Source organism: Planktothrix mougeotii LEGE 06226 (assembly GCF_015207485.1).
In the GTDB taxonomy this organism is placed as follows: Bacteria; Cyanobacteriota; Cyanobacteriia; order Cyanobacteriales; family Microcoleaceae; genus Planktothrix.
In genome coordinates this window covers 1-8,408 of record NZ_JADEWU010000133.1, presented here as the reverse complement: position 1 = coordinate 8,408, position 8,408 = coordinate 1, and the positions used below count along the sequence as shown (strand labels likewise).

Sequence of the window (8,408 nt, the reverse complement as noted above, 5' to 3'; positions counted from 1 at the left end):
GGGGACGAGGGGACGAGGGGAGTTAAGAATTTTATCAAGAAACTTTAACAGCCACTTGAGGACTTTAAAAATTTCTGTAACAATAAATACAGAAGAAAAGTATTTATTGGGTATTCCCTGCTCATCAACTCTAATCAGAAGAGGAGGAAAACCAGGGAATCAATACCTTTTTGTTTAGTATCAGTACGAGGGAAACAGACTTGATACTCACTTCCAGAGGGATCGGGACTGTGCGTAGTGTCTGAACCCTATAGAGGTGGAGTGTCTTGTATGAAAACTCAATGGCAAATTTATCGGCAATTAGAACTTATCCCGGATACGGTTTCATTACCTTCACCCGATAAAGGAACATCAGTGTTCTATCAAGGTAAATTATGGCGAGGATTGGTTAATTCCTGGAGTAAAAATTTATCCGAAACACAAAAACTTTCCCATCTCAACACCTGTTTTCAGCTTGATTATTCTGACCCTGATTTAACAGAAAAATTTAATTTGTTCCAAACGATTTGGCAATTTTTAAATCAACCGATTAACCTTTCTGAGCTTTTCCATCCCTCATCGGAACCGTATGTTTGGACAAGTTCTAATCCTTTGGGTCATATTCAATGGCATATTTATGATCCCCAAAGTGGACAAACCTATGATTTAAACTCGGAGGAAGAAGTTTTAGGTTGGTTAGAACAACGGGAGTCTAATTAGCAGAAGAGGAAATTTTGATTGTTGACACTTAACAGTTAACAGCTAATCTCTAACGAGATTTAATTCTTCTTAAAGATTGAATGGTATTAACAGTATAATCTGCAACTTGATGGATTTCTGATTCTGTTGTGAACCGACCTAAACCAAAACGAATTGAAGCATAGGCTAACTGATCAGAATGACCTAATGCTTTTAAAACGTGAGACGGTTCAATTTTTGTGGAGGTACAAGCGGAACCAGAAGACACTGCCATAATTGATTGTAATCCTAATAGTAAAGCTTGACCATCAACGCCCTCAACACTAATGTTTAAATTTCCGGCTAACCGTTGGGTGGGATGACCGTTTAAATAAATTCCGTCTAGGGTTGATAATTTTTTCCAGAGGATTTCTCGCAATAGAATTAACCGTTGATTTTCTGATCTGATTTGGGATAGAGCGAGTTCAATGGCTTTAGCAAAACCGACAATTTGAGGGGTAGATAAGGTTCCTGAGCGCATTCCTCGTTCATGTCCTCCCCCATGAAGTTGAGCCGCTAATTTAACCCTAGGATTACGCCGACGAACATACAATGCTCCGATGCCTTTTGGCCCATAAATTTTATGGGCGGTTAAAGACATTAAATCCAGATTCATCTGTTGAACATCCAGGGGAATTTTACCAACCGCTTGAGCTCCATCGGTATGAAATAAAATTCCCTGATTATGGCAAAGTTCTCCGATTTCTGCTAAGGGTTGCAGTACCCCAATTTCGTTATTAGCTGCCATGATTGAAACTAATATTGTATCGGGACGAATAGCGGTTTTGAGTTCGGCTATATCCACGATACCATCGGGTTTTACAGGAAGATAAGTAATTTCAAATCCTAAAGTTTCTAAATAATGGCAAGGATCAAGAATGGCGTTATGTTCAGTAAGGGTAGTAATAATATGTCTGCCTTGATTAAAATAAGCTTCAGCCACCCCTTTTAAAGCTAAATTATTCGATTCTGTTGCGCCACTGGTAAAAACAATTTCTTCAGGAGTTGCATGAATAGCTTGGGCAATTATTTCTCTGGCTTGTTTAATGGCGGCTTCGGCTTCCCAACCGTAGAGATGATTAATACTGGCAGCGTTGCCAAAGTGTTCGGTAAAATAGGGAAGCATTGTATCTAAAACTTGAGGATCAATCGGAGTTGTAGCGTTACAATCCAGATAAATTGGACGTTGAGACATAGCAGTTTTCAAGAATAAGGAAAAGGTTTTAATTCTTTATTTTTTTAATTCAGTTTAACATAAACTTTTAACCAATTTTCGTTTTTGCTAAACCCATAAACCGCTTAATATTCTATAATAGAGTATAAAGTGCTATTCCTCGCTAACAATTCTATGACGGAACCACAAAACGCTTTAGATCTGTTTCGGACTGCCTACGAACATCGTTATACTTGGGATGCTAACTTCCCCGGTTATCGTGCTGACATTGAACTTAAACAGGGAAATGAAGTCTACACGGGTCAGATTCAGATTCACCCCGACTTAAGTGTAGAAGTCACTGGAATTGAAGACGAAGATGTCAAGCAAAGTGTCTATACCCAACTGCGAGATATCATTACCCATCGCAAGCGAACTTCCTTTGAACAAGCTCATGGAAAAAATAAATTTAGTTTAGGGAAAACCGACGAAACGGGGGCGGTGGAAATTCTCGTTGAAGGTGATGCAATGGGCTCAAACTATTCCGTTCGCGGTCAGGAAATTTCCAGGGTTAGTCGTGTTATGGGTCGGATGGCATTTGTGATTAATACCCATGAAAGTTTAGACACCCCAGAAGGTTACATTGCCCGTCGTTATAGTGCCATATTCCGTAACCCTCAAACTCAAGAAATTATTCGAGAACTGGAGTTTGAAGATAGCTTTGAAAAAGTCGGTAACTATTACATTATGACTCGCCAAGTCGTTCATTCCCAAGAAGCGGGTCAGCCACTCACAACGGAGTTTAACTATTCCCAGGTGAAACTGCTAGAACCCGTTGGGGTTTAAGATTGGGAAGTGATCGATCCCCGGTGATGAATTTATCGTTTCGATTCCCTACAAAGAACGCTAGGATTATATTATGCAACAGCTATTTCTGCACGATTAACTAAAGGTAAACCATGGAAACATTAGCACTGACTGAAGATAACGTAGAGACGGTTTTAGACGAATTACGCCCTTATCTGATGGCGGATGGGGGAAATGTGGAAATCGTTGACATCGATGGCCCCATTGTTCAACTTCGACTACAAGGCGCCTGTGGGTCTTGTCCCAGTTCGACTATGACCTTGAAAATGGGAATTGAACGACGTTTACGCGAAAGAATTCCTGAAATTGCTGAAGTTGTAGCCGTTTCTTAAAAGGTTCCATCCCTAACTCTAGGTTCAAAGTTTCAGAGTTAATAATTCTGAACTTTGAACGAACTTTAACTTGATAGAATCCTAGATTTTCTGCTTCTTATCCCCTAGCCTATGCCCTTTCCATGCGTGTTTTATTAGTAGAAGATGATCCTAATCTAGCTGAGACTTTGGTGGAGGCTTTAGTTCACCAATCTTACACTGTGGATGTGGTCATGGATGGAATTTCAGGTTGGGAACAAGCCCAAAAATTAAGTTATGATTTAATGATTTTAGATGTGGGATTACCTCAGTTAGATGGGATTAGTTTGTGTCAAAAATTGCGATCGCAAAATATTACCACTCCCATCCTGCTGTTAACGGCTTATCACCATCGAGAAGATAAAGTTAAAGGCTTTGATGCTGGGGCGGATGATTATGTCGTTAAACCTTTTGATATTCAAGAATTATCCGCTAGAATTCGAGCCATATTACGCCGAAGACAACAAACCCCCACCGCTATTTTACAATGGGAAAAACTTCGTCTCAACGTGAATACCTGTGAAGTCACCTATCAAGATCATCCCTTAAATTTAACCCCAAAAGAATATGGATTATTAGAGCTATTTTTAAAACATCATCAACGGGTTTTTAGTTTAGATATTATTATAGAAAAACTTTGGGATTTAGAAGAAACGCCCACCGAAAATACAGTTCGGGCGCATATTAAAGGATTAAGAAATAAATTAAAAAGTGCAGGCGCACCTGGAAATTTAATTGAAACGGTTTATGGTTTAGGATATCGTCTCAAACAAGAGTCCCCTCCGCAACCTGAACCGAAAAAAAATAGTACAAAACAAGCTCAAAATCAACCTAAATTTAATCAAGCCCTTGTTCAAATTTGGGAACGGTATCGAGGTAAAATTTGCGATCGCATTACCATATTAGAACAATTTTCTCTGGCAGCCCAACAAGAAAAAATCGATCCCAATCTGCAACAACAAGCCCAACAAGAAGCTCATAAACTAGCCGGATCTTTAGGAACCTTTGGTTTAGGACGAGGTTCGGTTTTAGCCAGGGAAATTGAACAGTTATGTCAATATAAAACCTTGAGTTCTGAACAAATCCTCCATTTTAGGCAATTAGTTTTTAAACTGCGACAGGAAGTTGAAAATAATGCGCCCCATTCTCCGCCTCCAACCCCAGCAACGCCTCAACCTTCCCCCCTAAAATCCAGCCATCAAGTGTGGATTTTAAGTCAAGATCAATCCTTAATTCATTCTATACAAACGGCTAGTTTTCACTTAGGAATTGAAACCCAAATTCTCACGGCTCAATCCTTAATTACGACCCTCAAAACCTCATCTCAAGAAAAACAATATCCCCCCATCGTGTTTTTAGATTTTGATTTTTATTATTCCTATGATTTACTCATCCAACTCACCCAAGAAACCCCCTCTATTCCCGTGATTGTTTTAACAGAACAAAAGAATTTTAGTCAACGGGTTAAAGTCGCTCAATCTGGAGGAAAAGCCTTTTTACAAAAACCTGTAACTTCAGAACAAATCATTAAAGTGATAATGGATGTTCTTCGTCAAAGCTGTACCTTAAATGCTAAAGTTCTAATTGTTGATGATGATTCCCAGATTTTAGAGACTTTTCAACTCCTCCTTGAACCCTGGGGAATTCAAACCGTTACCGTTGAAGATCCGCGACATTTTTGGGAAATTCTGGAAGCCACTACCCCCGATTTATTAATATTAGATATTGAAATGCCTTATTTAGATGGAATTGAACTTTGTCAGGTTGTTCGTGCTGATCCGCGTTGGAAAAGTTTACCCGTAATTTTTCTCACAGCCCATACGAATGGAGAAATTAAACATCAAGTGTTTATGGTCGGTGCTGATGATTATTTAACCAAAACCACCGAAGCCTCTATTCTAGTCAATCGAATTTTAAACCGACTAAGGCGAACTCAAAGCTTACGAGAAGCCTCCACAAAATTTTAATTGTTTCTCGCTCATTAAATTAGCGTTTTCGGGATCATTGTTGAGTTATTAAATTTTACAAAACTATTATAAAATTTATCAAAATGATGAATAACAATTCTCAAACTGAAACTCAATTTATTGCTTCCTTGCAAGCGGTTAATCAACGATTAATTGAAGAGATTCAAGAGCGGCAACGAGTTGAAGAAGCATTACGAGAAAGTTCAGAACGCTTGAAAACGTTAATTAATGCCATGCCGGATTTAGTCTGTTTTAAAGATGGTTCAGGGCGTTGGTTAGAAGCGAATCAAGCCATGTTAGATGTGTTTCAACTCAATGCTTTAGATTATCACGGAAAATCCGATATACAATTGGCGGAATTAGTTGAACAGGTTCAGGGAACAAGCCTTTATCGAGATGCCTTAATAGCCTGTCAAGAATCCGATGAAGAAGCTTGGAACAAAAAACAGTTGTCTCAACAGGAAGAAATCATTCCACAACCCGATGGAACCTGGAAAATTTTTGATGTGATTAAAATTCCTTTATTTAATCCCAATGGAGAGCGAAAGGGATTAGTAATTTTAGGACGAAATATTACGGAACAGAAACAAACGGAAATTACTTATAAACGGTTAGCAGCCATTGTAGAATCCTCAGAAGATGCTATTATTGGCAAAACCATAGAAGGAAAAATTATTAGTTGGAATCAAGGGGCTGAACAAATTTATGGATATTCTGAAGCGGAAGTGAAAGGTCATTCATTGGGTTTATTAACTTTACCTGAACGGTCTAATGAAGTCCCTCAAATTCTAGCGAGTATTCAATCGGGAGGCAGTATTGATCATTATGAAACGGTTCATATTCGCAAAGATAGACAGCATATTGATGTTTCGTTAACAATTTCTCCGATTAAAGATAATCAAGGAAATATTATGGGAATTTCTACGATTTCCCGTGATATTAGTTATCAGAAAAGGATTGAAAAAACCTTAGAACAACTGCGTCATCAAAATGAATTAATTTTAGATTCAGCCGGAGAAGGAATTTGTGGGTTAAATCGAGAAGGTAAAATTACCTTTGTGAATCCGGCAGCAGCTAGAATGACAGGATATACGGTGAGAGAACTGTTAATGACGGATTGGCAAAAAATCACCCAAGGAAAATCCTCTCAGACCGCTCCCTCAGAACTCAGGTCTAAAATTTTTTCTACCTTACAAGATGGTCGAGTTCGTCATATCACCAATGAAGTTTTTTGGTGTCAGGATGGAACCTCTTTTCCTGTTGAATATGTTAGCACTCCCATTAAAAATCAAGGCGAAATTATTGGGGCTGTAGTAACCTTTAAAGATATTACAGAACGGCAAGCGATGGAGAAAATGAAAGATGAATTTATCTCCGTTGTCAGTCATGAACTTCGTACTCCTTTAACCTCAATTCATGGCGCTTTAGGATTATTAGCCAGTGGATTATTAGATAGCCAACCGGAACGCGCGAAACGAATGTTTGATATTGCCGTTACGAATACAACCCGCTTAGTTCGTTTAATTAATGATATTCTCGATTTAGAACGGATGCAAGCCGGACAAATTACCCTCGATAAAAAAGTCTGTAATTTAGCAGATTTAATGCTGCAAGCGACAAATGAAATGATGGGAATGGCGGAAAAAGCAGGGGTAAATGTATTAGTCCAACCCCTAGGAGTGCGTTTATGGGCTGCACCAGATCGGATTATTCAAATCTTAACCAATTTATTAAGTAATGCCATTCGATTTTCTAATGTTGATAGTTATGTTTGGTTTAATGCCACCCTAAACCACTCAACCCTCTCCCGTTCTTCTCAGGAAGTTTTAATTGCTGTTCAAGACCAAGGACGGGGAATTCCAGCCGATAAACTAGAAACAATTTTCGGTCGTTTTCAACAGGTAGATGCCTCCGACTCGCGCCAAAAGGGAGGAACTGGACTGGGACTCGCCATTTGTCGTACGATTGTCCAACAACATGGGGGGCATATTTGGGCCGAAAGTACCTTGGGTAAAGGAAGTACATTTTTTGTGCGTTTACCCGTTTTGGGGGAAGGAGAAGACCCTCATGCCTGACCCGTTAAAATTAAGTGAATATTAACTTTTGCTCTTTCCACGATTTATCCCATGACCCCAAAACATATTTTACTGATTGACGATGAAGATGATATTCGAGAAATTGCCCAACTGAGTTTAGAAATGCTGGGAGGTTGGGTGGTTCTTTTAGCAAATTCAGGACGTGAAGGCATTCAACAAGCTCAAACCCATCAACCCGATGCCATTCTTTTGGATGTGATGATGCCCGAATTAGATGGGTTAGCAACGTTTCAGCAGTTACAAGCTAACCCCGTAACTCAAGGAATTCCTGTGATTTTACTGACCGCTAAAGTTCAATCTGCTGACCAACGCAACTTCAAGGAATTAGGAGTCAGTGGTTTAATTACGAAACCTTTTGAACCTTTGGCTTTGGCAGAACAGGTGGCTAAAATTTTAGGATGGACTCTGAATTAAAGGTTTTTTTAGCTAATTTTTTCGGAAAACTATTAACTTTTGTAACAAAATACAAAATTCTATCACTGTTTGAATTTCCTTCACAAGATCTTCATGTTTTACTTTTATCTTTAATAGTGTAGTCCACCTGGTACTTCTAACAGGAGACTATATGCAACTCACCTAGGAGGTGAAGACCATGCCCTCAGTCTATCTTATGCTTCTGACCTTTGCTTTAGCTTCCATCTGGGTTTATACACAAACCTCTAACGATATCCCTTTTGTGTTAGCGGGAGTTAGTGGGCTTGTCTGTTTAATTTGGGGTTTTGCCTTTGCACATTGGGGTATTCAGCTACTAATTGTACTGGGGTTATGGCGCTTGTACAAATTTTATATGCCGGAAGAAATCAACTTGGGTTAATTTTGATTCCGTCTTTCGAGTATTGATCTATTGTTAATAACAAAAATCCCCCAAACACTACACATTTGAGGGATTCTTGCTTTTTAGAGGGTTTTTAACTCAAGGATTCTGAGATTCATCCCGGAACCTTTGAGTATTGTAAAAAAAATTAGAAGAATTACATTAAGCCGAGTTGAGATAGAATTCCTTGGCCTGTCATTAATTCCGTTGCTAAACCGATAGCGAACCCTAACATGGCTAAACGGCCATTCCAAGTTTCTGCGAAGTTTGTAAACCCAAACTTGGTGTCTTTGCTTTCCATCATCAATAACTCTCCTGTTTGCTTGAGTCAACTACATAAAAGTTAACACAACTTCAACAAGTTTGCAACGTTTCTTTAAGAAAGCTTGACAAATTCCCAAATGTCTGAACGGGAGCAGGGGATGAGGGGACAAGGGGACAAGG

The 8,408-nt window shown here is 39.0% G+C and carries 9 protein-coding genes; 7 read left to right on the top strand and 2 right to left on the bottom strand.

Annotated elements, in window-relative coordinates:
* Nucleotides 1-270: 270 nt before the first annotated feature.
* Nucleotides 271-699, top strand: coding sequence for a hypothetical protein (locus IQ236_RS27060; protein ID WP_193872261.1), 429 nt, complete (start codon nt 271-273; stop codon nt 697-699).
* Between the two features lie 49 nt (nt 700-748).
* Here IQ236_RS27060 and IQ236_RS27055 read toward each other — a convergent pair whose 3' ends face one another.
* Entirely contained in the window at nt 749-1,912 is a 1,164-nt protein-coding gene (locus IQ236_RS27055; protein WP_193872259.1) for an IscS subfamily cysteine desulfurase, read from the bottom strand.
* 153 nt (nt 1,913-2,065) lie between these two features.
* Between IQ236_RS27055 and IQ236_RS27050 the strand changes: the two genes are divergently transcribed.
* The 6 genes from IQ236_RS27050 (at nt 2,066) to IQ236_RS27025 (ending at nt 7,964) form a co-directional block, all read left to right on the top strand.
* Nucleotides 2,066-2,716, top strand: coding sequence for a DUF3386 domain-containing protein (locus tag IQ236_RS27050; RefSeq protein ID WP_193872257.1), 651 nt, complete (start codon nt 2,066-2,068; stop codon nt 2,714-2,716).
* Between the two features lie 113 nt (nt 2,717-2,829).
* Nucleotides 2,830-3,069, top strand: a complete 240-nt coding sequence (locus IQ236_RS27045) for a NifU family protein (RefSeq protein WP_193872255.1) — start codon at nt 2,830-2,832, stop codon at nt 3,067-3,069.
* Between the two features lie 122 nt (nt 3,070-3,191).
* On the top strand, nt 3,192-5,054 hold the full coding sequence (locus IQ236_RS27040) for a response regulator (RefSeq protein WP_193872253.1): 1,863 nt from the start codon (nt 3,192-3,194) through the stop codon (nt 5,052-5,054).
* 83 nt (nt 5,055-5,137) lie between these two features.
* A complete protein-coding gene (locus tag IQ236_RS27035) occupies nt 5,138-7,129 on the top strand; it encodes a PAS domain S-box protein (RefSeq protein WP_193872252.1) in 1,992 nt (663 codons plus the stop codon).
* 51 nt (nt 7,130-7,180) lie between these two features.
* Nucleotides 7,181-7,564 carry a response regulator gene (locus IQ236_RS27030; protein ID WP_190517017.1) on the top strand — a complete coding sequence of 128 codons (384 nt, stop codon included), beginning with the start codon at nt 7,181-7,183 and terminating at the stop codon, nt 7,562-7,564.
* Nucleotides 7,565-7,742: 178 nt separating this feature from the next.
* A complete protein-coding gene (locus tag IQ236_RS27025; RefSeq protein WP_190517015.1) occupies nt 7,743-7,964 on the top strand; it encodes a hypothetical protein in 222 nt (73 codons plus the stop codon).
* Nucleotides 7,965-8,121: 157 nt separating this feature from the next.
* On the opposite strand, the gene IQ236_RS27020 is transcribed toward IQ236_RS27025, so the two are convergent.
* Entirely contained in the window at nt 8,122-8,268 is a 147-nt protein-coding gene (locus IQ236_RS27020) for a chlorophyll a/b-binding protein (RefSeq protein ID WP_407676172.1), read from the bottom strand.
* Nucleotides 8,269-8,408: the final 140 nt, after the last annotated feature.